This is a genomic window from Mesorhizobium sp. M0244, from assembly GCF_040321795.1.
Taxonomy (GTDB): Bacteria; Pseudomonadota; Alphaproteobacteria; order Rhizobiales; family Rhizobiaceae; genus Mesorhizobium.
On record NZ_JAMYSE010000030.1, the window covers coordinates 46,818 to 66,611 of the forward strand.

The following is a 19,794-nucleotide window of genomic DNA, read 5'->3' on the forward strand; positions in this document are numbered from 1 at the left end:
ATCATGCTCAAACTCCAGATCCCCTCGCAACGGCAGATCCTCGAAGACGTCGCGCTTTGCCTCGTCTTCTTCACCCGGCTGCCGCTGCCCGGAACCGACTTCCGCGGCCGCAGCCTTGCCGCCGCGATCTGGGCGGCGCCCGTGGCCGGCCTCGCCGTCGCTCTCGTCGGTGCGCTGGTCTACGCCGTCGGCACAAGGCTCGGCCTGGCCGGAGGGTCTGCCGCCGCATTGACCCTTGCGGCGATCTTGCTCGCCACCGGCTGCCTGCATGAGGACGGGCTTTCGGATGTCGCCGACGGTTTTGGCGGCGGCAAGACACGCGACAGAAAGCTGGAGATCATGCGCGACAGCCGCATCGGTGCCTACGGCGCTTGTGCGCTTGCTGTCTCGCTGCTGATCCGCTGGAGCGTGCTCTCGGAACTCGCCGGCCCGGCTCATGTCTTCTTGGCCCTCATTACCGCGCATGCCGCGTCGCGCGGTCTGCTCGGCGCCTTCATGCACCTGCTGCCGCCGGCCCGCAGCGACGGCCTTTCGGCCGAAGCAGGCACTGTTTCCGCCGAAACCGCTGGTATCGGTGCCATGCTTAGCGCGGTCGCGCTGCTGGCGCTTGGGCTCGGCGGCGCCTTCACAGCACTCATCCTGCTTGGGCTGGTATTCCTCGCCTTCCGCGCGCTTTGCCTCAACCAGATCGGCGGCCAGACCGGCGACACCGTCGGCGCCCTTCAGCAGCTCGGCGAGATCGCAATCCTGCTCGTCGCTTCCGTTTCCCTATCCTGACTCTGTTTCGGAGATTTTGCCCCCATGCCTTTCAAATCGCTCGATGAACTGCGCACCGCCTGCCTCGACCTGCCCAACGGCAGCGACGCCGCGGCCAATGCCGTCGCCCGCCGCCAGGACACGCTGACCAAGCCGCAAGGCAGCCTCGGCCGGCTGGAGACAATTGCCGCCTGGCTGGCGCGCTGGCAGGGCCGCGACATGCCAAGGCTCGATCGCGTCGAGGTCTTGGTCTTCGCCGGCAATCACGGCGTCACCGCGCAGGGCGTATCGGCCTTCCCCTCGGAGGTCACAGTGCAGATGGTGGCGAATTTCGCTGGTGGCGGCGCCGCCATCAACCAGCTTGCCCGCATCGCCGGCGCGGAGCTGGACGTCATCCCGCTCGACCTCGACCGCCCGACCGGCGATTTCACGAAAGAGCCCGCAATGGACGACGAGGCCTTCCTCGCCGCCGTCTCCGCGGGCTACGACGCGATCAGCAGGGAACTCGACCTTGTCTGCTTCGGCGAAATGGGTATCGGTAACACCACGCCGGCGGCGGCCATTTCAACCGCGCTGTTCGGCGGCGGCGCGGAAAGGTGGACCGGGCGCGGCACCGGCGTCGACGACGCCGGCCTTGTGCGCAAGATCGTCGCCATCGAGGCTGGCCTGAAGCACCAGGCCACGGTGTTAGCCGATCCGCTGAAGATAGCTGCAGCCCTTGGCGGACGCGAACTTGCCGCGATCCTGGGTGCAACGCTGGCGGCGCGCCATCTGAGCGTGCCGGTGCTGCTCGACGGCTTCGTCTGCACCGCCGCAGCAGCACCCTTGGCGAGGCTGCACCCCGCCGGCCTCGCTCACACGCTGGCGGCCCATGTCTCGGCCGAATCGGGCCACCGTCGTCTATTGGAAGCGCTCGACCTGCCGCCGCTGCTCGACCTCGGCATGCGGCTCGGCGAAGGCTCCGGCGCCTGCCTCGCCGTCAACATCGTCCGCTCGGCTCTCGAATGCCATGCCCGCATGGCAAGTTTTGCGGAAGCTGGTGTTTCGGAGAAGTGATCGGATTCGGCCGATGAACTCGATCCACTAAGGCAGCAGCTTCCGTTCGCAGTGATTCTCAGATAAATCTGGTGGGATGAAAAAGTTTCACCCCACCTACTCTGCTGCGTTTCTCATTGTCGGTAGCGGTGCGCTAATTTCGCGCGGCAGATATTCCAGCTACGGTCCGATCGACACCGCGATTCTCGTCCTGTTCTTGATCTTCTTCTGGTGGCTTATCAGCGACTTTTCCGGGGGAAAAGCCGATGTTGATGCTGACAGACGTCAGAGTGCTGACAATGGCATCGCTTTTCCGTTCGGCAAGTTTCTGAGCCGCGTTTTTGGGCGCGGCAATCGCAGCGTTTGATCCAGTCGGCTGCGAGCGCTGCGAGCTAAGAGCACGCCTCGCCAAAGACCATCGGACTCCAAAGGCAACCCAAAGTTGATGAAACGAGCGCGGCGAATGAAACCGGCTCGTTTTAAGGTCTTTCCACCAAATCCTGGAGATTTTTGGTGGGTGCGCACAGGATTGAACTGTGGACCCGCTGATTAAGAGTCAGCTGCTCTACCAACTGAGCTACGCACCCACTCGGCCGGTAAAACCGGCGTTGGCGGGCATATAGCCGCCGACATCCGCCATGTCCAGCCCCGTGGGATTCATTTCCCGACAAATCGCCGAAGTGCCCCACCTGGTCAGACGTACAACTTACCTTCAGCCACCTTGATCGCATGGCCGCCGATGCGGGCGGCCGCCAGTTTGCCGCCTTCGACATTCAGTTCGAGGCGGATGCGCGACGGCCGGCCCATCTCCAGCCCTTGCTCGATCCACAGCTGCGACGCACCATCCGTCGGCCGGTCGAAATGCATGATCGCGCCGGCGAAGGCGGCCGCCGCCGAGCCGGTCGCCGGGTCTTCGTAGGACGGATTGCCGGGCACCATCATGCGGACATGGAAGGCACTGTCATGGTGCACCGTCTCGCGGCAATAGACATAGGGGCTGGCGAAGGCCCATTCGCTCTTGCGCGGCCCCAGTTCCGTCCACGCCTGGTTGTCCAGCCTGATCCGGGCGGCCGCCTCCAGATTGGCGACGGGGATGGTCACGTAGGGCACGCCCGCCGACCAGAACGAAACGCGGTGGTTCTCGAAGCCGAGCTCGTGCGGCCCAAGGCCAAGTGCGGCGCCGATCGCCTCGGGATCGGCGGACAATTCCAGCTGCGCCGGCAGTTTCGCCAGGTCGAACTCGGCAAAGGTCGAACCATCGTGCTTGCTGACAGCGCAGCGCACCGGGCCGATATTCTCCTCGAGCACGAAGATGCCGGCGGCCTCTCCCGCCATTTCGGCGAGCGCTATCGCCGAGCCGACGGTCGGGTGGCCGGCGAACGGCATTTCATAGTCGGGTGTGAAGATACGGATGCGGGCCCGGTGTTTGGGATTATCGGGCGGCAGCACGAAGACGGTTTCGGACAGGTTGAACTCGCGCGCCACCGCCTGCATCGCCGCGACGTCCAGCCCGTCACAGTCCAGCACGACGGCCAGCGGATTGCCGGCCAGCCGGTTGGTGGTAAATACGTCGTAAAGCAAGTAATTCCGCGGCTGCATTTCAGTAAGTCCTCTGCCTCATTCCCAACATGAGCGAAATTTAATTTGAATTTTGAACCATAAGGCCTGATTTGTGCACTGATGGGATATCACTGAACATAGGGGTCCGGCGTGGACCAGATTGTCAATCTGCCAAAGACGGAATCCGCTTCCGCCATCGAGACGGCGCTCGGGCTTGACCACCAGGGCCTGAAGACAAAACGCCGTCGCGGTTGGCTTTACGCGCTGCTTGCGCTACTCGCAGTGGCCGCGCCGGTTGTCGGCTACCAGTGGTATTCCGGCTCGCCCGCCAAGATCGAATATACCACGACACCGGCCGCCATGGCCGATCTTACCGTCGCGGTTTCGGCTACCGGCACGCTGCAGCCCCTCACCCAGGTCGATATTTCCAGCGAACTCTCGGGCGTCGTCCGCTCGGTCTCGGTCAACGAGAACCAGCTGGTGAAGAAAGGCGATGTGCTGGCTGCGCTCGACACTGCCAAGCTGGAGGTACAGATCGAGCGCGCCCAGGCTTCCGCAAAGGCAGCAGCGGCGAGCGTCGAGGACGCCACCGTAACCCTCGCCGAAAACGAAATGGGTCTGGTGCGCGCGGCACAACTGACCAAGCGCGGCATGGCGACGGACCAGTCGCTTGAAGCGGCGACCGCCACGCGCGACCGCTCGAAGGCGGCGCTCGATATTGCCAGAGCCAACCTCGCCATGGCCAGTGCCGATCTCAAGGCGCAGCAGACGGATCTTGCCAAGAGCACCATCTACGCTCCGATCGACGGCATCATATTGACGCGCTCGGTCGATCCCGGCCAGACGGTCGCCTCCTCGCTGCAGGCGCCGGTGCTGTTCGTCATCGCCGCGGATTTGAAGAACATGGAACTGAAAGCCGCAGTCGACGAGGCCGATATCGGCGCCGTCAGGCCCGGCCAGCATGCGCGCTTCACCGTCGATGCCTTCCCGGAACGGCCGTTCGACGCCGAAATCCGCGACATTTCCTATGCTTCGGTCACCACCGACGGCGTCGTCACCTACGATGCAAGGCTGGATGTCGACAACAGCGAGCTTCTGTTGCGGCCCGGCATGACCGCCACCGTCTCGGTCGTCACCAAGCAGGCCAGGAACGTGCTCACCGTGCCATCGATCGCCTTCCGCTACCGGCCGGCGCAGACGGCGGAGCGCGGCTGGAGCCTCACCGACCTGTTTACCGGCCGCATGGGACGCCCCGGCGGCAACCGCCAGCGCCAGGTGGCGACGAAGCCCACCGACGGCTCGCGCACGCTCTACGTGCTGGAGAACGGCCTGCCGCATCCGGTCAACGTCAGGGTCGGCTCGACCGACGGCGAACTGACCGAGATCGTCTCCGGCCTGGAGGAAGGCGCACAAGTCATTACCGCCTCGCAGCAGCGGAGCTGAGACTGTGGCGTCGGGCGCGGCCCTCATCAGCTTCGACAAGGTCTGGAAAAGCTATGGCCAGGGCGAGGCCCGGGTGCACGCGCTGGCCGGCGTCGACCTCGCCATCAGGCGCGGCGAATTCGTCGCCATCATGGGGCCGTCTGGCTCAGGCAAATCAACGGCGATGAACATCATTGGCTGCCTCGACACGCCGACCGCCGGGACTTACAGCTTCGAAGGCATCGACGCCGGCCGTCTCGACCGCAACCGCCGCGCCGTGCTGCGCAACCTCTATGTCGGCTTCGTCTTCCAGGGCTACAACCTCTTGCCGCGCACCACGGCCGCCGAGAATGTCGAACTGCCGCTGATCTATCGCGGCGTTGGTGCCCGCGAGCGCCGCGATCTTGCAATGCAGGCACTTGCCGAGGTCGGCCTTGTCGACCACGAGCATCATACGCCGGCCGAACTCTCCGGCGGCCAGCAGCAGCGCGTGGCGATCGCCCGCGCCATCGTCACCAGGCCGATGCTGCTCGTCGCCGACGAGCCGACCGGCAATCTCGACACCGCCCGCACACACGAGATCATGGAGCTCCTGACGCAGCTGAACACCGAGCTCGGCCTGACCATCGCCATGGTCACGCACGAAGCCGATGTTGCCGGCTACGCCCAGCGCACGATCCGCTTCCTCGACGGCCACGTCGCCTCGGATACAGCCAATCTCGAGATGGCCTAGCCATGATCCCGAACCGAAGGACCGCGTCAGCCAAAAGTGGAATCCGGTTTTCGGAAGAGATCATGGCCAAACAAAAAGATAGAGCCCCATCCCGGCTCTATCGGGATGGATCAGGCTCATGATCTGGGAAACCGTCCGCCTCTCGCTCCGCTCCATCCGCCGCAACGTGCTGCGCTCGTTCCTGACGCTGCTCGGCATCGTCATCGGTGTTGCCGCCGTCATCGCCATGCTGACCATCGGCTCGGGCACCACCGAGAAAGTCAAGTCCGACATCTCCAAGCTCGGCAGCAACCTGCTCGTCATCCGTTCCGGCCGCCCGGCCGGGCCCGGCGGACCGGGAGGGCTCGACCAGGTAGTCCGGCCGCTGGGCGACAAGGATCTTGCAGCACTTGTCGCGCATCTGGACGGCGCGCGCGCGGTCTCGCCGGCCTCGCAAAAACAGGTGCGCGTCATTTTCGGCACCGAAAGCCTGACCTCGGGCGTCACCGGTACCGACAGCGCCTATCTCGATGCGCGCGACTGGAAGCTGGTTTCGGGCCGTCCGTTCAGCGATTCGGAAACCCGCTCGGGCACCGGCGTCTGCCTCATCGGCGAGACGGTGCGCCAGCAGTTCTTCGGCGCGGGCGACCCAGAAGGCGAGATCATCCGCGTCAACCGCACCTCCTGCAAGATTATCGGCCTGCTCGAACCAAAGGGCTATACCGGCTTCGGTCAAGACCAGGACAATGTCGTGCTGATGCCGCTTGCGGCCTATCAGCGTCGCATTGCCGGCAATCGCGACATCGAATCGATCTATGTCGCCGCCGACGACCGTACGCCAACCACGGTGCTGCAGCAGCGCGTCGAGGACATATTGCGCGACGCGCGCCGCATCACGCCAGACCGTGACGATGATTTCTCGATCCGCGACATGACCCAGATTGCCGACGCCATGGCCAGCGCCACCACCACGATGACCGGCATGCTCGGCGCCGTCGCCGGCGTCAGCCTGCTCGTCGGCGGCATCGGCATCATGAATATCATGCTGGTCTCGGTCACCGAGCGCACGCGCGAGATCGGCATCAGGCTCGCCATCGACGCCCACGAAAAGCACATCCTCATCCAGTTCCTGGTCGAGGCGACGGTGCTGTCGCTGCTTGGCGGCATCATCGGCATCCTGATCGGCCTGGCGCTGGCCGGCCTCGCCTCGGTGACGCTGACGATCCCGTTTGCGCCGAGCCCGGCGGTCATCCTGCTTGCCGTCGGCTTTTCCGCACTGATCGGCATGGTGTTCGGCTTCTTCCCGGCACTGCGCGGCGCCCGGCTCGACCCGATCGATGCGCTGAGGCACGAGTAGAGAGCGCCTCCAGACGCTGCCAATTTTTTATGCAGCCTGCCCTTGTCGGGGCACAATCTGCAATGATAGCAATGCTGTTGGGGATAAGGGGGGAATAATGGATGAGCAAGAAAGGGCGACTGGCTCTGGCGATGGTGATCGTCGAAGCCGCCTTGGCAGGGCTTTGGTGGAATTTGATCCGTTATGGGATGGACAATCCCGATCGCGTCACCCCTGACTTCCAGCAGGTTATTGGACAGACGATGGGAACGGCGATGGGCGCGCTCCTGGGTCTCGGCGCGCTCTTGTATTTTGTCGCCGCCCGCAACGACCGCAAGGCCATTGAAGGCAGGTCGCGACGTTAGAGTCGGATGTTCTAATCCCTGCTCGCAAAATGCCACTCTATCAGCGGCCCCATATGCGGCATCAGCCCGTCCGGCAGGTCGGCGGCATTGCGGATGATGACGGGTCCTTCGATTTCCGGCTCTGGCTCGGTGGCGACAAAGTCGCTGATGCGCTGCGCGATCTCGTCGGCGGAGGCCGTCTCGCGGTAGCGGCGAAAGATCACCGTGCCGCTTGCCGTCGACAGGGCGTAGTGGCGCCTGCCGCGTGTCGCGCCTGATAGATCGAGCCCGGTTTCCTCCCGTACCTCGCGGATCATGTTGAAGTCGACGTCGACAAGGCCGTCGCGGAAATCGGTGGGCTCGAACGAACCGGCGGCGAAGTAGATGCGCCCGGCATTGACCGTATGCGGCGCCATGCGGATCGCCACCAGCGCATTGTCGCCAGCGACCAGCATGGCGTGCGCGTAGGCATGTTCGGCGCCAGGCACCTGTCTATTGCTGCGCCAAAGCATGAAGGTCGAATACCGCACCGCATGGCAGCGGCCGACGAGGCGATTGTCGCGGTAGCTGAGTGCGGAAAGCAGCACCACGGTGCCGTCGAAAAGCGCCGGCCTGGCTGCGGTCTCACGCCGCCAGTTCGCCGCGATCGCCTCGGCATTATCGCGCTCGAACGGATGCGGGCCGGGATCGAGCCTGACGTCGATGGCATCGACCGGCAGGATGACGTTGCGCGGCAGATCGAAACTCACGCCTGTCTCACGCCATGTCGAGGGCAATTGCTACCGGGCAATGGTCGGATGCCTTCGGCCGGTCCCACCCGGCGCGTGGGAAGCGCTCGACCTCCTGGCCCGCCGGAAATATGGTGCGCCAAGGCTGCCCGTTACGGATGATATCGGGAACGGCGGTGGCGTTCTGCCTGGCTAGCGCCCTCGACAAAAGGATGTAGTCGAGCTGGCAGAGATGCCGCTCTTCCGGTCCGCGCGTGTGATAGAAAGTCCAGCGGTCCATTTCCGGCCGCCGCTCGACCGCGTTTTCGCAAAAACCGCCGGCAGTGAGCACGTCGATGCAGGACCGGGTCTCGTCGATGACCTCGAAGCGATGGCCGTCGAAAACATCGCCAGTGATCTTCACGCGCTGCCGGTAGTCGTTCATGTCGCCGCAGATTGCCCAGCGCTTGTCGGCGGCATGGTCCTTGCCGAAGCGCTCCTCGATGATCCGGCGCACCGCCTGCGCCTCGGCGATGCGCAGCGGCATTGTCGCCTCGCGGCCGTCGAGGCCGTTACGGGGCGAGCCCATCGACTTGAAATGCACGAGATACAGCGTCAACGGCGCGCCAGCCACCGTCAGATCGACTTCCAGGCAGTCGCGCCGGAAGATGCGTTCATTGGCCTGGTGACCAAGCGCCGCCAATTCCGCCGTGTGCAGCCCGAATTGCTCGAACGTGACATAGGCGTAGCTGGTCATGCGCACGAATTCGATCGGCTGGCCCTGCGCGGTCTCGTTGCGCATCATCACGGCGACGTCGATGCCGCGCGAATCATTGCCGGCGGTGGTGTATTTCTGCCGGTAGCCTTGCCCCACCATCTTGAACAGATAGCCATATTCGAAGGCCTTCAGCGCCTCGATATTGTCGACCTCCTGCATGCAGATGATGTCGGCGCGGGTGGCCGCGATCGCCAGCGCCGTCAACTGCCGCGTGTCGTCGGACTGCGCGATGGCCCGCGCCTGCTCGAGCATCTTGTATTCGGCCTCGCTCTGGATGTCGAAAAGCGCGAGCGTGCGATCTTCGTTGAGCTGATTGCGGTATCCGGAATAATCAAACCTGTTCATCAGGTTTTCGACGTTGAACGTGGCAAGGCGCAGCGACATGGCTTTGACCTTTGCCCGCAAGCGCGCCCGAAAACAAGGGCGCAGAAATCAGGCGGCTCTGATTGATCGCGCGCTCGCTAAGGTTGACGGAACCTTTTTGTTCATCTTCCGTTCAGATGGAAAGTTCCATCAATAGGCCCTTCCCCGGGTATTCTGGGCGTGGGGCCTGAATCTTCGGAGAGTGCGATGAAACCGCTCTATTTATCTTCTGTCAGATCCGGGCTGATGGCCCTCGGTCTGATCGCCGGCCTCTCGGCCCCCTCGCTTGCCGGGCCAATGCCCAAACCTCTGCTGCCGGTGGCGGGCAATGCCGCCGACATCGTGCAAATTCGTGAAGATTGGGCAGGCGGCAACGACAGGCAGATCTGGCGTTGGCGCAATCGCGGCTTTCGGCAATGGCACGGCGACGATGGTTGGAGATGGCGGTCCAACAATTTCCGCGGCCGTCATTTCTCAAGACACTGGGACAATGGCGACTGGAATGACAGCTGGCGTTGGCGCCATCACCGCCGCCATTACCGCGGCGGTTACTACGATGATGGTGCCGGCGCCGCGATTCTTGGGCTGGGCCTAGGGCTTGGCCTCGGCAGCCTATACAACAACAACAACTACTACGATGCCCCCGCACCGCGGCGCTACTACCGGACACAGCGGCTTTCCAGCGCGCATGTCCAATGGTGCTACAATCGCTACCGGTCGTACCGCGCCTGGGACAACACTTTCCAGCCCTACAATGGGCCGCGCCAGCAATGCTACTCGCCCTATAGCTGAGCAGGCCGACAACAGATCATCCGGCGCCGTGCTTCGCGGCGCCGTTTTATTTGGGCTGCCATCCGCTTCCGGCAAAAGTCGCGATAATTCTCGCAGCTCTGCCGATGATAACGCTATGTTTATCAGGCAGGCCTAATGATTGGCGATCAGACCACCCGCGATGCGACGATCGCCAGGGATTGCGTGCGATGGCCGAGGACGAACAGAGGGACAAACACCGGCAGCGCGTCTTCAAGGGCGCGACGATCCTGACCGGCATGACCAATTCCGAGGTCACATGCACGCTGCGCAACATGCATGCCGGCGGCGCCGAATTGAAAGTCGCGATCGACGCGCGCGTGCCCGACGAGTTCCTGCTCTATGTGCCGACCGACGGCATCGCCTACAAGACGGTGGTCCGCTGGCGCCGTGATGACCGCATCGGCGTGATGTTCACCGGCACCCAACCAAAGCCCAGCTGGCATTACGGCTGAGATTCCCGGCTTTATCCAGGTGGCAGGATTTGCAGCGTCTGCTCGTCAAACAGCGGCTCTTCCTGGCCGACGCGAACGAATAGAAGCTTTCGCAGTTCGGGTGATTGCACCTCGAAATACTGGATGCCGTCCGGGGCTTCGCCCCATTCGCCGCACGGTGGTTCGCCGACCTCGTCAGGGTCGGCAACGGCTTTCAATTCCTCGCGATAGGCGGCATCGGGACTGAAGACGTATCGCATGGTTCCCGCGGGCGCGGCCCCTTCGGTGTAAGGCATGAGCACGCAACGTGTGCTGATAGCCTTTTCCGTCTTCTGCGAGAATATACGTCCCAACGCAGCGTCAGCGGCTTCGCCGGGCAGCATATCGAAGACTTCGACGACGGGATCGGCCGGGCCGCCGTCGCTGTATTTGATGGCAAGAGCATTGCCGCCAAGCTCGAAATGGATTTGGCGAAAACCGAAATCACAGCGCTGCACCCAGGCCGCAAGCCCGACATCCCTGTCCGCCAGCCGTTCCCAGGTGCATTTGTCGACAGGCGGACGCGACGGCTTGCTTTGGTCGGCACGAGCCCCGGTGGCCATGGCCATAAGGACCGGCAGGGCGCAGATGCAAGCCGGCAGTCTCTTGCTATTCATCGCTGCAACCCGTCAAGGTAAAGGCATCCCAGGCTGAACCATCGGGATTGGCTTTGGCGAAATCGGGCCATTCGGTAAAAATCGCGCCGAAGTCAGGCAACAGCAACCCTGTCGGTGCCGGCGAGGCCTCGCGGGAGCTCAACTGCTCGGCACCGCCTGCGTTGAACGCATAGACCTGCCCGTCCCACACTCTGCACAGTCCGGTGCCGTCCTCGAGACCCGCCTCGCGATCATCGTCGGTGCAGGTGTGCCGGATCGTGCCCACAGGAAACGATTGCTTGCCATTGGTCCAGGTGATGTCCGACGGCAGACGAATGTCGGTATTCGGCACGATCAGCGAAAAGACCTCCGTCGTGAGCGCAGCCGGCTCGTTGTCGGTTGGCCGGAATTGTATCGTCGCCCCTGATCGCGGCTCGCGATAGGTCGCGTGGCTGAGTGAACATTCTGTTGCGTTCGCCGCTTGCAACAGGCTCAGCATGCTCAGAAAAATAGCTGCTGCTTTGCGGATGATCATTTAAGTTCCTTGGAGCAGCATCATTGTGAAGTTTGAGCATCGATGCTTTAGCATGGCCCAAGGTCATGGTCGAAAGAAAGAAATCGGTGATGCGAAATTCCATGATGATCATTTCGATCTGCGCATTTTTGTGCGGCCGCGCCTTCGCCGCGGAACCCTATGTGGGCACATGGTCCGGGGACAGATCGAACTGTACTGCCGTCGCGGATGTTCAACGCCAGACTGTCTACGCATTGTACCCCGAGGCACTGTCGGTCCCTGCTCTCGGCTGCGAACACGCAACGTTTCGCAAGACACCCACAGGCTGGGTGGCGCGGGCCAGCCAATGCTACGGTTCTGACCCGTCGGCCGAAGAGCCGTTCTCACGTGTCATCCATGTTGTGGTCGACGGGGCGACGGTGAGATTGACATGGCCTGGCTTCGACAGCGGAGTTCTTGTCAGATGCTGACGACAGGTGTCCTCTTCCTCTGGATCTACAGCGTCTTGGACAGCAGCTTCAGCACTAGATCACCCCGATGAGCAGCGCGGCTCCACCGAGGAAGCCAACGGCGCAGACCCACAGGAGCCAAAGCCCGCTCACCCTGCATTCGAGAACCGCTGCAGCCGGATTGGCGGGATCGTAGTGGACCTCGATCTTATCGCCCTCGAGGTAGCGCTGCGATTGACCGCTGACGAGGCTTGGCAGCGAGGCCGTCACGTTTGCGCCGAAAGCGATGCGATCGGCGGCGTAGCGCTGGCCGGCGACGTTATAGCTGTAGACGATGCGGGATTTGAAAACTGTGCGCCAGGGCCGATAGCCGCTGCCTCCGGCGCGGGCTTCAAATTTCTGCAGGCCCGAAGCGTCGATACGTCCCGTGGTTATAGGCCATTTGGCCGCCTGTTCGGCGAGCGACTTCTGGGCAAAGCCCATGCGCAGGATAAACAGCCCCATGACAAGCAGCAGCGCCGCGGCGCCGAGGTTCTGCGGCTTGGGCAAATGCGGCCCGATCGCCTCCAGGACGCCGCCGACGGAGAAGACCAGGACGAGCGCGCCAACCACCAGCCCGGCCGAAAGCTGGACCATGAACTTGAACGAGCCGTCGGGCATAGTGCGCTCGATCACGGCCTTGGCTGGATCGGCCGGATTGTAGAAGACGGTTACGCCAGCCCCGTTTGGAAATCGCGCAAGGATTTCCGCTACGGCGAAATTTCCAAGGTTCTCCCGCACGCTGTAGTGCGAACTGCGAAATTTCTTGCCGTTCACCTTGTATTCGAAGGTGATCGCCGGAAAGTTGCGCATCTCGGTCGACCCTCTGCTGTCCGAACCGGATCCCGAACTGGTCACCTCGCGAGCCTCGACTCGCGACGAGACGATCTTTCCCGGCGTCGGAGACCAGCGGCTGACCGCCCTCACCTCCCTCCACTTCAGGAAGGTGACGAGGGAGAGCATGCCGGCAACCGCGCAGGCAAACCCGATCAACAGAAATTTGAGTTCCAACGCTCACCCCCAGGCAATTTGTGCCGTACCCCGCGCAGGCATACCACGACGGTGAGAATAACGCGCCTGGTCAAAATCCTGTAACCAGCACATCTTCACGTAAAAGCCGGCGGATCGCTCCGCCGGCCGCTTTACGCAATTACTAAATTGCGATTTTAATTCTTGGCCCTGTCGACCAGCTTGTTCTTGGAAATCCACGGCATCATCGCGCGCAGCTTGGCGCCGACTTCCTCGATTCGGTGACTGTCGTTGTTGCGGCGGATGCCCTTGAAGCGCGACATACCGGCGCGGTATTCCTGCATCCATTCCGAGGTGAACTTGCCGGTCTGGATGTCCTTCAGCACGCGCTTCATCTCGGCCTTGGTCTCGGCGGTGATGATGCGCGGGCCCGAGACGTATTCGCCCCATTCCGCGGTGTTCGAGATAGAGTAGTTCATGTTGGCTATACCGCCCTCATAGATCAGGTCGACGATCAGCTTGACCTCGTGCAGGCATTCGAAATAGGCCATTTCCGGCGCGTAGCCGGCCTCTACCAGCGTTTCGAAACCGGCGCGGATCAATTCGACCAGACCGCCGCACAGCACAACCTGCTCGCCGAACAGGTCGGTCTCGCACTCCTCGCGGAAGTTGGTCTCGATAATGCCTGAACGACCGCCGCCGACGCCGCACGCGTAGGAGAGTGCCAAATCGAGCGCATTGCCCGAAGCGTCCTGGTTGACCGCGACCAGGCACGGCACGCCGCCGCCTTTCTGGTATTCGCCGCGCACCGTATGGCCTGGCCCCTTCGGGGCGATCATGACGACGTCGACCGAAGCTTTCGGCTCGATCAGGCCAAAATGCACGTTGAGGCCATGGGCGAAGGCGATTGCCGCGCCATCGCGGATGTTCGGCGCGATCTCGGATTTGTAGATGTCGGCCTGCAGCTCATCCGGCGTAGCCATCATCATCAGGTCGGCCCACTTGGCGGCATCGGCCACGCTCATCACCTTGAGCCCGTCGGCCTCGACCTTCTTGGCGGTCGCCGAGCCGGCCTTGAGCCCAATGGCGATATCCTTGACGCCGGAATCCTTGAGGTTGAGCGCATGCGCCCTGCCCTGGCTGCCATAGCCGATGATGGCGACCTTCTTGCCCTTGATCAAGTTGAGATCGGCGTCGCGATCGTAATAGACACGCATTTTTCTTCCTTCCCTTTTGGATTTAGCGGCCTTGCGGCCCGGTTTTTGCTCCATGAAGAGCGAGAAACTGCTGCGTCGCCCGGGCGGCATCGCCGCCGATCGCCACATCAGTCAATTCCAGCCGGTCGCCGAGCAGCAGGCGAATCTGCACGTCGCGGGCGACCAGTCCGAAAAAGGTGCGGAATGCCGCCTCCGCGTCCGAAAATTCGAGAAGCCCGGCCTGCCTGCCGGCTTCCAGCACCGGCTTCAGCCGCCTGGCCAGCGCGAACCGGCCGTTCTCCAGCACGATGGCGCCGAGATCGTCCTTCCCCGAACCGGCATGGCCGACCGCCACCCGGTTCAGCGCGATCGAGGTGTCGCTCGAAATTACCTTGAGCCAGTCCGAAGCGAAGCGCTCGAGGCTTGCCGTCAGCGAGGCGAGGTCGAGCCCCTTGCGGTCGACCGGCACTACCCGCACCTTGGACGCCTGCCATTGTACCGTTGCCGTCAATAGCCCGTCGCGATCGCCGAACCATTTGTAGAGCGTTTCCTTGGAACAGCTCGCCCGCCGCGCCACGGCGGTCATGGTCAACTGATCGCCCTCTTCGACCAGCAGGCGAAGGGCGGCGTCGAGCACAGCTTTCTGCCGCTCCGTCAGCGTCTCGCTGGTGTCGATGTCGTTCACAGCGTGCAACACAGTCTTTCCTCAGGAGGCAAACTCATCCGCAGTTCAGACACGAACTCGAAGGCGTACCGTACGTTACGGTTCTGCGTTATGGCGTATTGCCCGACCCGGCGCAAGCCCTTATTTCTGTAACGCGCTCCATACGGGGGCATCACGGGAGACACGAACGATGCTCGCCGGATTGCTTGCTCTGACCGTTGCCGCGGCGTTCGCGGGTGCCGCAATCTATGTCAGCGTCGCCGAACAGCCGGCGCGGCTTCGCCTCGAGGACAAAGCATTGCTGCAGGAATGGCAGCCTTCCTACAAGCGCGGCGCCGCCATGCAGGCCTCGATCGCCGTCATCGCGTGTATTCTGGGCCTCGTCGCGTGGTGGCAGACCGGAAATCTCGCTTATCTGGCCGGCGCAGTGCTGATCATCCTGCCTTGGCCATGGACGCTGCTGGTGATGATGCCCGCAAATCGGTTGCTGGAGGCGATGGACGCGAACACCCTCAATCCTGAAGCTCGGACATTGATCGTCAAATGGGGCAATCTGCATCTGGTCCGCGTCGGGCTTGGCGTTCTGGCGACGCTGGCGTTTCTCTGGGGCAGTGCCTGACCTCGCAGATCCGCGCCATCTTCGGCACGAAGGTGTGTCACTCCATGACGGCCGGATGGCGCAGCCGCCCAAGCAGAACTGACAGCGCGTCGAGCTCATCATTGGAAAGCCGGGCGCCGACCAGCCCCGCGATCGACCGGCCGTAGACGGCCCACATGCGGCGGCGCGTCTCGCGCCCCTTGCCGGTGATGCGGACCGTTTGCCCGCGGCCGTCATCGGCAACCCTGAGCTTCTCGACCAGCCCGTCGGCTTCGAGCCGCGCCAGGAGCCGGGAGACGTTGTATTGCGCAAACAGGGTACGCTCGGTGAGTTGGAACGGCCGCAATCCGCCCTCGCCTGCCTCGGCAAGCTCATGCAGGACGTCGTACCAGGCAAGCGACGGCAAGCCACTGTCCTTCAGCGCGTCCTCTGCTCTTTCCAACAGCTGGCGCGAAACCCGCATCAGGCGGGCCCAGGCCTTGATGGCTGGCGGTGAAGGAATCCCGGTCATGGTTGCAGCATAAGCGATAGATGCAATTGCATCAAGCTTGACGATAGATGCAAATGCATCTAGATAGATGCGGTCGCATCAATCGTGAGAAGCAATTCCGATGAAGCATGAAATCTGCAAGATCGCCGACATTCCGGAAACAGGCAGCCTGATCGCTCCATTTTTCGGCCGCGAGGTCCATGTCTACCGCAGCGGCGAACGTATCCGCGCCGCCGCCAATGTCTGCCTGCATTTCGGTGGCCCGCTCGACTGCAAGGACGGCAAGCTCGTCTGCCAATGGCACGGCGCCTCGTTCGACATGGCGAACGGTGATCGCCTCGAAGGCCCAGCGCCGAAGGGCTCCCGCCTGATGTTCCTCTCCACCCGCGTCGAGGACGGCGCCTTGAATTATGTCTGGGGAGAGTGAGATGACCGACAGGCTCACTCTCGTCAGCCACCATCTTTGTCCCTACGTGCAGCGCGCGGCGATTTCACTTCGCGAAAAGGGCGTGCCGTTCGAGCGCGTCGCGGTCGATCTCGCCAACAAGCCTGGCTGGTTCAAGGCAATATCGCCGCTTGGCAAGGTGCCGCTGCTTCGCGTTGAGCATGACGGCCAGGAAACGGTGATCTTCGAATCGCTCGTCATCCTCGAATTCCTCGAGGAAACCCAGACCAATCCGCTGCATCCGACCGGTGCCTACGCCCGCGCCCGGCATCGTGCCTGGATCGAATTCGGCTCGGCAATCCTCAATGCCATCGGCCGCTTCTATTCAGCACTCACCGAAGCCGCCTTTCTTGAGGAAAGCGAGGCTCTGTCGGCAATGTTCGATCGCCTGGAAGTGGAACTGGCGAATGGCGCGGCTGGACCATGGTTCGACGGCGAGCGTTTTTCACTGGTCGACGCGGTCTACGGGCCGATCTTTCGCTATTTCGACGTCTTCGACCGGATCGGCGATTTCGGCATCCTGGACGGAAGGGCGCATGTCCAGGCCTGGCGCGAGGTGTTGCGCAAACGCCCATCCGTGAAGGGCGCGGTCGCTCCCGATTATCCGCAACGCCTTCATGCATTCCTGCAGGCGAAGGGCTCGCACCTTTCGAAACTCATTCGCCAAAACGATCCGGCCATAGCGCTTCCGCAAGCCCGATCGGCCTGAACGGATCAATCACCGTTCCTGTAACCATGGAAGCAAGAAACAGCGGCGCCGGTGGAATTTTCGCCAGCGTTGCCACCAGCCTGTCGCGGACGAACGGCATCGCGGTCGAATCCGACTGATAGAACGGCGTCAGCAGCAGCGACAGCACCTGAAAGACCCGCACATGCCATCGCCGCGCCCGGACGTAAGCCTCCAGCGCAGTATCGATACGATCCGTTCCTATGAGCGCGTAGTTGAGCGCTGCTGCATCGAGTAGCGCCATGTTCGCGCCCTGCCCGAGCTGCGGGTTCGTCGAATGCGCCGCATTGCCGATAACAGCCAATCGCCGTCCGGCTGGCGTCTTCATCGTGTGATGGCCATAGCGCGCCAGCGAAAGCTGGTCGAAATTGTCGATCTGGTCGGTGAAGGCCGCGCATTCAGGCCACAGCCCGACCAATCTCGCCTTCCATGCCTCGAGGCCCGTTGCCCTTACCTGCTCGGCATCCGCCGGTTTCACGCTCCAGAAGAATGCCGCCATCTTTTCAGTATCCGGTTCCGGCCGGCCGATCGGCAGCACGCCGATCATCACGCTCGCTCTGTCGTAGCGCTGCAGCAGCGCATGCTCGTCGAAACCCTTACGCCAGCCGAGCGAGACCCAGAACGCGCCATAGGCGAGCGGTCGCGGTTCGCCCGGATTGTTCACGCACTGCCGCAATTTGGAGCGCGAACCGCTGGCATCCACTACCAGGTCGAACGGCGCTATCCTTCGTCCGTTGCCGCAGACCAATGTTGCCCGTTCGCCAGTTTCCAGCGTCTCGAGCTCGATACCTGTCTCGATGGTGATCGCTTGGCGCCGGACGGCGCGGAAAAGCACGCCGAACAGAGCCGCGCGGTGCACCGCCAGCCCGAAACGGCCGCCGCGCTGGGCATCGTAGCGGACGTCGAGCACTGTGCGGCCGGATCTGGCGTCAGCACCATGCAGGCGGTCTATGCGGCTGCCTAGCGCTAGTATGTCCTCAAGCAGGCCGAGATCGGCGAGCACCGTCAGCCCGGTCGGCTGCAGGATCAGCCCGGACCCGACCGGCTTTGGCTGCTCGAAGCGCTCGAAGACAGTAACCCGATGCCCGGCGTGCTTGAGATAGAGCGCGGCGGCAAGTCCAGCCGGACCGGCACCGGCAATCGCGATATCCAGAGAATTGCCCATTTGCCCGACCCAATCCAGGCCGGACAATCCTTTAGCGCTGTCCCTAAATCAAGCCGCCGTGTTCGTTGAGGCTCAGTCTTCGGCAGCGTCGAAGGCAGCACGCGCTTCACGCACCGCGCCGTGGTTGAGCTCGGCCCACTGCATCAATTGATGCAAGGGTCCGAACATCGAGCGCCCGAGATCGGTGAGGCTGTACTCGACGCTCGGCGGCTTGGTCGGGAACACCTGGCGATGCACATAGCCGTCGCGCTGCAGATCGTGCAACGTCTGGGTGAGCATGCGCTGTGAAATATCGGGCACCAACCGACGCAATTCACCGAAGCGGTACGGCTTCTCGGCCAAGGCCATCATCAGCAGCGAACTCCATTTGTTACTGATGCCCTGGATCACATCGCGAATAGGGCAATCCGCAAGCTTTGCGCCACCGTTGCCGGCTTTGTAGATCTCGAGCTTCGATCTCAGATTGACGATCCTGCCGTCCATGGCTGGTTCCCTGGGTGTGCCTACCTCCCGCAAAACTGCCTTCTTTACGAGGGTCGGTCAATTCTTATTTTAGTGCTGGTCTCTTTTTGAGACTTACCTATGCACCCCGCCGCTTCGGCGCAACGTCAGGACATCTCATGACCGACACCCTTCTCGTCACCGGCGCCTCCGGCCAGCTTGGCCGCGGCGTCATCAATCATCTGCTTGACACGCTCAAGGTCTCGCCTCAGCGCATCATCGCCGCCACCCGCAATCCGGAAAATCTCGCCGATCTGGCAGCGCGCGGCGTCACCATCAGGGCGGCCGATTTCGACGACACGGCATCGCTGGCCAGTGCATTCACGGGTGCCGACAGGGTTCTGATCATTTCGACGGACGAGCTCGCCCTTCCCGGCAAGCGCCTGAAGCAACATGAGACCGCGGTCGCCGCCGCAAAAAGCGCGGGCGTTTCGCATCTGCTCTACACATCGATGCCCAATCCGGAGCCAGGATCGCCGGTGCTGTTTGCACCCGATCACCACGGCACCGAGCAGGCGATCAAGACGAGCGGTATTCCCTACACCATCTTCCGCAACGGCTGGTATCAGGAGAACCTGTTCATGGCGCTGCCGCACGCCATCGCCTCGGGGCAGTGGTACACATCCGCTGGAGACGGCCGCATTGCCCATGGCGCGCGCGACGACATGGCAGCGGCGATCGCCGCCGGCCTCGCTTCGGGAGCAACCGAAAGCACGACATACACGCTGACGGGTCCGCAGGCCTATACGGTCGCCGAGATCGCGAGTCTCGTCGCCGAGGTTACCGGCAAGCCGATCGAAGTCGTCCAGCTTTCGGATGAAGCGCTGACCGAGGGATTGAAGGCAGCCGGCGTTCCCGAAGCCTTCGCCCCCATCATCGTTTCCTTCGACACCAACACCCGCTCCGGCCGCATCAGCATGGTGACCGACGCGGTCGAGACGCTGTCCGGCAGGAAGCCGCAGCCGCTGAAGCAATTTCTTGAAGCAAACAAGGCGGCTCTGGTGAGCTGAGCCTGACAAACGGCCGTGCCCCTGGGAGGGCGCGGCCCGTTGTTGTGCATGGCCCCTGTGTTGCGCGCAACGACACCCGGGCCGGGGGGTTGTGGAAAATAATAGTGGCCAACGCCCCCCCGCCCGCCCCCCCCC

At 62.8% G+C, this 19,794-nt stretch carries 25 protein-coding genes and 1 tRNA gene; 14 read left to right on the forward strand and 12 right to left on the reverse strand.

What is annotated here, in order from left to right:
* Window positions 1-3: 3 nt before the first annotated feature.
* From cobS to NKJ08_RS18990, 3 genes are all read left to right on the forward strand, one after another.
* A complete protein-coding gene (gene cobS / locus NKJ08_RS18980; RefSeq protein WP_352782652.1) occupies window positions 4-777 on the forward strand; it encodes an adenosylcobinamide-GDP ribazoletransferase in 774 nt (257 codons plus the stop codon).
* A gap of 24 nt (window positions 778-801) precedes the next feature.
* Window positions 802-1,812: a nicotinate-nucleotide--dimethylbenzimidazole phosphoribosyltransferase gene (gene cobT / locus NKJ08_RS18985; RefSeq protein WP_352782654.1), complete on the forward strand. Its 1,011-nt coding sequence runs from the start codon at window positions 802-804 to the stop codon at window positions 1,810-1,812.
* Between the two features lie 76 nt (window positions 1,813-1,888).
* Entirely contained in the window at window positions 1,889-2,158 is a 270-nt protein-coding gene (locus tag NKJ08_RS18990) for a hypothetical protein (protein WP_352782656.1), read from the forward strand.
* 144 nt (window positions 2,159-2,302) lie between these two features.
* Here the strand turns inward: NKJ08_RS18990 and NKJ08_RS18995 are convergent.
* Window positions 2,303-2,378: transfer RNA gene (locus tag NKJ08_RS18995), tRNA-Lys, on the reverse strand.
* Window positions 2,379-2,484: 106 nt separating this feature from the next.
* A complete protein-coding gene (locus tag NKJ08_RS19000) occupies window positions 2,485-3,390 on the reverse strand; it encodes a PhzF family phenazine biosynthesis protein (RefSeq protein ID WP_352782659.1) in 906 nt (301 codons plus the stop codon).
* 111 nt (window positions 3,391-3,501) lie between these two features.
* Here NKJ08_RS19000 and NKJ08_RS19005 point away from each other — a divergent pair, with 111 nt between their 5' ends.
* From NKJ08_RS19005 to NKJ08_RS19020, 4 genes are all read left to right on the forward strand, one after another.
* Window positions 3,502-4,794, forward strand: a complete 1,293-nt coding sequence (locus tag NKJ08_RS19005; protein ID WP_352782662.1) for an efflux RND transporter periplasmic adaptor subunit — start codon at window positions 3,502-3,504, stop codon at window positions 4,792-4,794.
* A gap of 4 nt (window positions 4,795-4,798) precedes the next feature.
* Complete coding sequence (locus tag NKJ08_RS19010) at window positions 4,799-5,506, forward strand: ABC transporter ATP-binding protein (protein ID WP_352782664.1); 708 nt, start codon at window positions 4,799-4,801, stop codon at window positions 5,504-5,506.
* A gap of 118 nt (window positions 5,507-5,624) precedes the next feature.
* Entirely contained in the window at window positions 5,625-6,842 is a 1,218-nt protein-coding gene (locus NKJ08_RS19015) for an ABC transporter permease (RefSeq protein ID WP_352782667.1), read from the forward strand.
* Window positions 6,843-6,943: 101 nt separating this feature from the next.
* On the forward strand, window positions 6,944-7,186 hold the full coding sequence (locus tag NKJ08_RS19020) for a hypothetical protein (protein WP_352524430.1): 243 nt from the start codon (window positions 6,944-6,946) through the stop codon (window positions 7,184-7,186).
* Between the two features lie 11 nt (window positions 7,187-7,197).
* Here the strand turns inward: NKJ08_RS19020 and NKJ08_RS19025 are convergent, their stop codons facing one another.
* Together NKJ08_RS19025 and NKJ08_RS19030 are read right to left on the reverse strand one after the other, a co-directional pair.
* A complete protein-coding gene (locus NKJ08_RS19025) occupies window positions 7,198-7,914 on the reverse strand; it encodes a hypothetical protein (protein ID WP_352782670.1) in 717 nt (238 codons plus the stop codon).
* Between the two features lie 7 nt (window positions 7,915-7,921).
* Complete coding sequence (locus NKJ08_RS19030) at window positions 7,922-9,034, reverse strand: endonuclease/exonuclease/phosphatase family protein (protein WP_352776626.1); 1,113 nt, start codon at window positions 9,032-9,034, stop codon at window positions 7,922-7,924.
* On the opposite strand from NKJ08_RS19030, the gene NKJ08_RS19035 reads away from it, so the two are divergent.
* The 3 genes from NKJ08_RS19035 (at window position 9,033) to NKJ08_RS19045 (ending at window position 10,278) form a co-directional block, all read left to right on the forward strand.
* A complete protein-coding gene (locus NKJ08_RS19035) occupies window positions 9,033-9,170 on the forward strand; it encodes a hypothetical protein (protein ID WP_352776625.1) in 138 nt (45 codons plus the stop codon). The genes NKJ08_RS19030 and NKJ08_RS19035 overlap by 2 nt on opposite strands.
* 50 nt (window positions 9,171-9,220) lie before the next feature.
* Window positions 9,221-9,805: a BA14K family protein gene (locus NKJ08_RS19040; RefSeq protein WP_352782674.1), complete on the forward strand. Its 585-nt coding sequence runs from the start codon at window positions 9,221-9,223 to the stop codon at window positions 9,803-9,805.
* Between the two features lie 188 nt (window positions 9,806-9,993).
* A complete protein-coding gene (locus NKJ08_RS19045; RefSeq protein ID WP_352524423.1) occupies window positions 9,994-10,278 on the forward strand; it encodes a PilZ domain-containing protein in 285 nt (94 codons plus the stop codon).
* A gap of 11 nt (window positions 10,279-10,289) precedes the next feature.
* Here the strand turns inward: NKJ08_RS19045 and NKJ08_RS19050 are convergent, their stop codons facing one another.
* The 5 genes from NKJ08_RS19050 to NKJ08_RS19070 form a co-directional block, all read right to left on the reverse strand.
* A complete protein-coding gene (locus NKJ08_RS19050) occupies window positions 10,290-10,913 on the reverse strand; it encodes a hypothetical protein (protein WP_352776623.1) in 624 nt (207 codons plus the stop codon).
* Window positions 10,906-11,427 (reverse strand): hypothetical protein, encoded by a 522-nt coding sequence (locus NKJ08_RS19055; protein ID WP_352776622.1) that lies wholly within the window; start codon window positions 11,425-11,427, stop codon window positions 10,906-10,908. Before NKJ08_RS19055 ends, NKJ08_RS19050 begins: the two co-directional genes overlap by 8 nt.
* Window positions 11,428-11,930: 503 nt before the next feature.
* Window positions 11,931-12,905 (reverse strand): DUF3592 domain-containing protein, encoded by a 975-nt coding sequence (locus tag NKJ08_RS19060; protein ID WP_352776621.1) that lies wholly within the window; start codon window positions 12,903-12,905, stop codon window positions 11,931-11,933.
* Between the two features lie 155 nt (window positions 12,906-13,060).
* A complete protein-coding gene (ilvC, locus tag NKJ08_RS19065; RefSeq protein WP_352782679.1) occupies window positions 13,061-14,080 on the reverse strand; it encodes a ketol-acid reductoisomerase in 1,020 nt (339 codons plus the stop codon).
* Between the two features lie 22 nt (window positions 14,081-14,102).
* Entirely contained in the window at window positions 14,103-14,756 is a 654-nt protein-coding gene (locus NKJ08_RS19070; protein ID WP_352524417.1) for a TetR/AcrR family transcriptional regulator, read from the reverse strand.
* A 157-nt stretch (window positions 14,757-14,913) separates the two neighbouring features.
* On the opposite strand from NKJ08_RS19070, the gene NKJ08_RS19075 reads away from it, so the two are divergent.
* A complete protein-coding gene (locus NKJ08_RS19075; RefSeq protein ID WP_352776619.1) occupies window positions 14,914-15,342 on the forward strand; it encodes an anthrone oxygenase family protein in 429 nt (142 codons plus the stop codon).
* 37 nt (window positions 15,343-15,379) lie between these two features.
* Here the strand turns inward: NKJ08_RS19075 and NKJ08_RS19080 are convergent, their stop codons facing one another.
* Entirely contained in the window at window positions 15,380-15,832 is a 453-nt protein-coding gene (locus tag NKJ08_RS19080; RefSeq protein ID WP_352776618.1) for a MarR family winged helix-turn-helix transcriptional regulator, read from the reverse strand.
* A gap of 100 nt (window positions 15,833-15,932) precedes the next feature.
* Here NKJ08_RS19080 and NKJ08_RS19085 point away from each other — a divergent pair, with 100 nt between their 5' ends.
* Both NKJ08_RS19085 and NKJ08_RS19090 read left to right on the forward strand, forming a co-directional pair.
* Window positions 15,933-16,238: a Rieske (2Fe-2S) protein gene (locus NKJ08_RS19085; protein WP_352470198.1), complete on the forward strand. Its 306-nt coding sequence runs from the start codon at window positions 15,933-15,935 to the stop codon at window positions 16,236-16,238.
* A gap of 1 nt (window position 16,239) precedes the next feature.
* Complete coding sequence (locus NKJ08_RS19090; RefSeq protein WP_352782683.1) at window positions 16,240-16,965, forward strand: glutathione S-transferase family protein; 726 nt, start codon at window positions 16,240-16,242, stop codon at window positions 16,963-16,965.
* Here the strand turns inward: NKJ08_RS19090 and NKJ08_RS19095 are convergent.
* On the reverse strand, window positions 16,913-18,148 hold the full coding sequence (locus NKJ08_RS19095) for an FAD-dependent oxidoreductase (RefSeq protein WP_352782686.1): 1,236 nt from the start codon (window positions 18,146-18,148) through the stop codon (window positions 16,913-16,915). The two genes, NKJ08_RS19090 and NKJ08_RS19095, sit on opposite strands and share 53 nt — an antisense overlap.
* A 72-nt stretch (window positions 18,149-18,220) precedes the next feature.
* Complete coding sequence (locus NKJ08_RS19100; RefSeq protein ID WP_352524411.1) at window positions 18,221-18,631, reverse strand: winged helix-turn-helix transcriptional regulator; 411 nt, start codon at window positions 18,629-18,631, stop codon at window positions 18,221-18,223.
* Window positions 18,632-18,768: 137 nt separating this feature from the next.
* Here NKJ08_RS19100 and NKJ08_RS19105 point away from each other — a divergent pair, with 137 nt between their 5' ends.
* Window positions 18,769-19,659 carry an SDR family oxidoreductase gene (locus NKJ08_RS19105; protein ID WP_352782687.1) on the forward strand — a complete coding sequence of 297 codons (891 nt, stop codon included), beginning with the start codon at window positions 18,769-18,771 and terminating at the stop codon, window positions 19,657-19,659.
* Window positions 19,660-19,794: the final 135 nt, after the last annotated feature.

Excerpts from the sequence above, each read along its gene's own strand:
- NKJ08_RS18990 (WP_352782656.1), top strand. The coding sequence starts at position 1,889 with ATGAAAAAGTTTCACCCCACCTACTCTGCTGCGTTTCTCATTGTCGGT.
- NKJ08_RS19050 (WP_352776623.1), bottom strand. The coding sequence starts at position 10,913 with ATGAATAGCAAGAGACTGCCGGCTTGCATCTGCGCCCTGCCGGTCCTT.
- NKJ08_RS19055 (WP_352776622.1), bottom strand. The coding sequence starts at position 11,427 with ATGATCATCCGCAAAGCAGCAGCTATTTTTCTGAGCATGCTGAGCCTG.
- NKJ08_RS19035 (WP_352776625.1), top strand. The coding sequence starts at position 9,033 with ATGGCTTTGACCTTTGCCCGCAAGCGCGCCCGAAAACAAGGGCGCAGA.
- NKJ08_RS19085 (WP_352470198.1), top strand. The coding sequence starts at position 15,933 with ATGAAGCATGAAATCTGCAAGATCGCCGACATTCCGGAAACAGGCAGC.
- NKJ08_RS19075 (WP_352776619.1), top strand. The coding sequence starts at position 14,914 with ATGCTCGCCGGATTGCTTGCTCTGACCGTTGCCGCGGCGTTCGCGGGT.
- NKJ08_RS19105 (WP_352782687.1), top strand. The coding sequence starts at position 18,769 with ATGACCGACACCCTTCTCGTCACCGGCGCCTCCGGCCAGCTTGGCCGC.
- NKJ08_RS19090 (WP_352782683.1), top strand. The coding sequence starts at position 16,240 with ATGACCGACAGGCTCACTCTCGTCAGCCACCATCTTTGTCCCTACGTG.
- cobT (WP_352782654.1), top strand. The coding sequence starts at position 802 with ATGCCTTTCAAATCGCTCGATGAACTGCGCACCGCCTGCCTCGACCTG.
- NKJ08_RS19030 (WP_352776626.1), bottom strand. The coding sequence starts at position 9,034 with ATGTCGCTGCGCCTTGCCACGTTCAACGTCGAAAACCTGATGAACAGG.
- NKJ08_RS19000 (WP_352782659.1), bottom strand. The coding sequence starts at position 3,390 with ATGCAGCCGCGGAATTACTTGCTTTACGACGTATTTACCACCAACCGG.
- NKJ08_RS19045 (WP_352524423.1), top strand. The coding sequence starts at position 9,994 with ATGGCCGAGGACGAACAGAGGGACAAACACCGGCAGCGCGTCTTCAAG.
- NKJ08_RS19095 (WP_352782686.1), bottom strand. The coding sequence starts at position 18,148 with ATGGGCAATTCTCTGGATATCGCGATTGCCGGTGCCGGTCCGGCTGGA.
- NKJ08_RS19015 (WP_352782667.1), top strand. The coding sequence starts at position 5,625 with ATGATCTGGGAAACCGTCCGCCTCTCGCTCCGCTCCATCCGCCGCAAC.
- ilvC (WP_352782679.1), bottom strand. The coding sequence starts at position 14,080 with ATGCGTGTCTATTACGATCGCGACGCCGATCTCAACTTGATCAAGGGC.
- NKJ08_RS19040 (WP_352782674.1), top strand. The coding sequence starts at position 9,221 with ATGAAACCGCTCTATTTATCTTCTGTCAGATCCGGGCTGATGGCCCTC.
- NKJ08_RS19020 (WP_352524430.1), top strand. The coding sequence starts at position 6,944 with ATGAGCAAGAAAGGGCGACTGGCTCTGGCGATGGTGATCGTCGAAGCC.
- cobS (WP_352782652.1), top strand. The coding sequence starts at position 4 with ATGCTCAAACTCCAGATCCCCTCGCAACGGCAGATCCTCGAAGACGTC.
- NKJ08_RS19080 (WP_352776618.1), bottom strand. The coding sequence starts at position 15,832 with ATGACCGGGATTCCTTCACCGCCAGCCATCAAGGCCTGGGCCCGCCTG.
- NKJ08_RS19100 (WP_352524411.1), bottom strand. The coding sequence starts at position 18,631 with ATGGACGGCAGGATCGTCAATCTGAGATCGAAGCTCGAGATCTACAAA.